General features: G+C 59.2%; 2 protein-coding genes. One reads left to right on the top strand and one right to left on the bottom strand.

Annotated features, from left to right (window positions below):
* A partial coding sequence (locus tag EOA22_RS30080; protein ID WP_164756017.1) for an ABC transporter permease occupies positions 1 to 749 on the top strand: 749 nt, incomplete at its 5' end.
* Positions 750 to 844: 95 nt separating this feature from the next.
* On the opposite strand, the gene EOA22_RS30075 is transcribed toward EOA22_RS30080, so the two are convergent.
* Positions 845 to 2,716: ATP-binding cassette domain-containing protein (locus EOA22_RS30075; protein WP_127390452.1), on the bottom strand; the 1,872-nt coding region annotated here is incomplete at its 5' end.

The raw sequence follows: 2,716 nt of genomic DNA, 5'->3' as shown, positions 1-2,716 counted from the left end.
ATCTTTCGGTCGGTTCAATTGTTGCACTCGCGGCATTGGCAGCCGCATTGACAGCTGACAGCCTTGGCGCCGCGGCGATCATTCCCGCCATTGCCGTCGGTGCTGTTGCCGGATTGATCAACGGTGTTCTCCTGGCCAAAGGCAAGGTGCCGTCCTTCATCGCAACCATGGGAGCGATGGTGGTCTATCGCGGCATCGTGCTGCTTTTTACACGTGGCGCTCCTGTCTCGATCGAGGATGAGCAATTCCTTGATGTCTATACCAATCGGACTTTGGGCATTCCGCACTCCGTGATCATTGGCCTGGTGCTAATGGTTGTCGCGTATGGCATCATCAACAGGACGGTGTTCGGGCGCGAGGTTCGCGCCATAGGCGGTGGGGAACGTGTCGCCATTCTAACGGGCATTCAGGTCGCGCGCGTGAAAATCTATATGTATGTGCTTCTCGGTGCCTTGTGCGGCATTGCCGGCTTGCTACAAGCCGCGCGCGCCATGGCCGCCACCGCCCAACTCGGGGAGGGGCTTGAACTGGACGTCATAGCCGCGGTGGTCGTCGGCGGAACACCATTGACTGGAGGCGTAGGCAGTGTTGTCGGTACCATGCTGGGCGTTTTGATCATCACTCTGCTTTCCAACGGCATGAACATGGCCGGTGTCGATCCGTACCTTCAGAATATCGTCAAGGGTACGGTTTTGGTCTGCGCCGTATTCGTGACCATTGATCGCAAGAAGATCGGCATCATCAAGTGAGCGGAAGCGTCGACATGCGGTTGGGGGAGATCTTGCGCCTTCTTAGCGGATCTTCGCGCACTCGACGTTGTATATCCAGTCTGCGGCAGTTCGTTTCACGGCCTCTCGATGGACGCTGACCGGGCCTGTGAATAGACTGCCACTGCGATCAGGGTCAGCAGGCCGATGAACCAATATTGCCAGGCTTGCGACAGGCCCAGGAAAACCATCGATGAATTGACTTCCTGGATCAGGACGGCGCCAAGCAGCACGCCGATGAAACTGCCGCGTCCGCCAAAGAGACTGGCTCCGCCGAGGACCACTGCGGCAATGCTGCCCAGCGTGTATTCGATGCCCTGATTGGGATCGCCGATGCCGAGCTGCGCCACCACCATCATGCCCCCAAGCGCTGTGAGCAAGCTGCAGGCGATGAACGCGCCGACGACGGTCCAGCCTGTGCGCACACCAATATGCGCCGCTGCCTTCTCGTTAGAGCCAACGGCGCGCAAGCTCATTCCCCAACGGCTGTAGCGCAAACCGACTTCGAGGATGATTGCCAGGACCAGCGCGACGATGAACACGACCGGAATGCTACCGATTGTGGCTTTGATGGTATCCATGACGGTGGCGCTGATGGCTCCATCGGGATAGGGCCGCAGCAACACCGAGATGCCCTGAATGATGATGTAAACCCCTAGCGTCGCGGCGACGGAGGTGAAGTTCCCGAACCGAACCAAGGTCCCGCTGGTCAGGCCGACGAGGGCTGCGGCGCCAAACGCGGCCAACACGCCAACGATTATCGTTCCCATGCCGGCGCCTTCATTCAAAAAGAATGACGCGATGACGAGGCTCAAGCCGATCAACGGTCCGACCGACAGATCGATCCTGCCGGTGAACACTGCGCACATCTGGCCAAAGGAGACGAACGCCAGTGCTGCGGAAAGGAACAGGATCTTCTCGATGTTGAAGCCTGAGACGAAACGAATGTTGTGGCCAGACGCTACCAGGCCCAGCAACACGATTAGCCCGGCAAGCACGAAGCTTGGAACATAGTCGCCGGCGGCAACCATTCGCAGCCAAGAGCGCGTAGTGCCGGATCTGTCTCGTCCTTGCTGGTCGGTCTTGCGATGGGTGGTGGCCGTTATCATGGTCCGGCCGATATTGGCCTCATTGACGTCTTGGCCTGAGAGTTCGCCCACGACGTGCCCACGGGAGAAGACCAGCACGCGGTCGCATAGGCCCTCAAGCTCGACGATATCGGATGAGACGATAACCACCAATGTCCCGCGCGAAGCGACGTCACGCAGGATGCGATAGATTTCGGCGCGGGCACCCACGTCAACCCCGGCTGTCGGCTCCTCTGCCAGCACGAGTGAAGCCTCTGCCAGGAGAGCTCGTGACAGGATCGTCTTTTGCTGGTTCCCGCCAGACAGCGTGGCGACATTCTGCTCGATCGATGCCGCGCGAATGTTCAGGTCCACTCGCTGGGCTTCCATTTGCCGCCGTTCGAGCGAACGGTTCACGACGCCAAAGTTCGCGAAACGTGACAGGGCCGAGATGGTACCGTTTTCGCGCACGGAAAGACTGGGAAAAAGGCCTTCATGCTGGCGGTCGGGAGACAGATAGATAATTCCGGCACTACGAGCGGCACCCGGGTTGCCGAGCGGCACGGTCTTCCCGTCCAGAGTGACGGCTCCACGGGCATTTCCAAGACCTGCCAGCGAACGCAGGAAGTCGCTCTGGCCGTTTCCGGTAATGCCGGCGATACCAACGATCTCGCCGCCACGCGCCGACATGTTGATGTCTACGAAATCAGCGCCCGAAAGCCCTTTGACCTCAAGAACACTTGCGCCACTCATGACACCGGATGATTTGGGCGGAAATTGCTTGGTAACGGTGCGTCCGACAATGAGGTTGAGGATCTGGTCATCGCTGACATCGCGCACAGGTGCCGATCCCTTCACTTCTCCGTCACGCATGACGGTGAC

The organism is Mesorhizobium sp. M7A.F.Ca.US.014.04.1.1 (genome assembly GCF_003998745.1).
Classification (GTDB): domain Bacteria; phylum Pseudomonadota; class Alphaproteobacteria; order Rhizobiales; family Rhizobiaceae; genus Mesorhizobium; species Mesorhizobium ciceri.
This window is presented reverse-complemented; position numbering and strand designations above follow the sequence as displayed.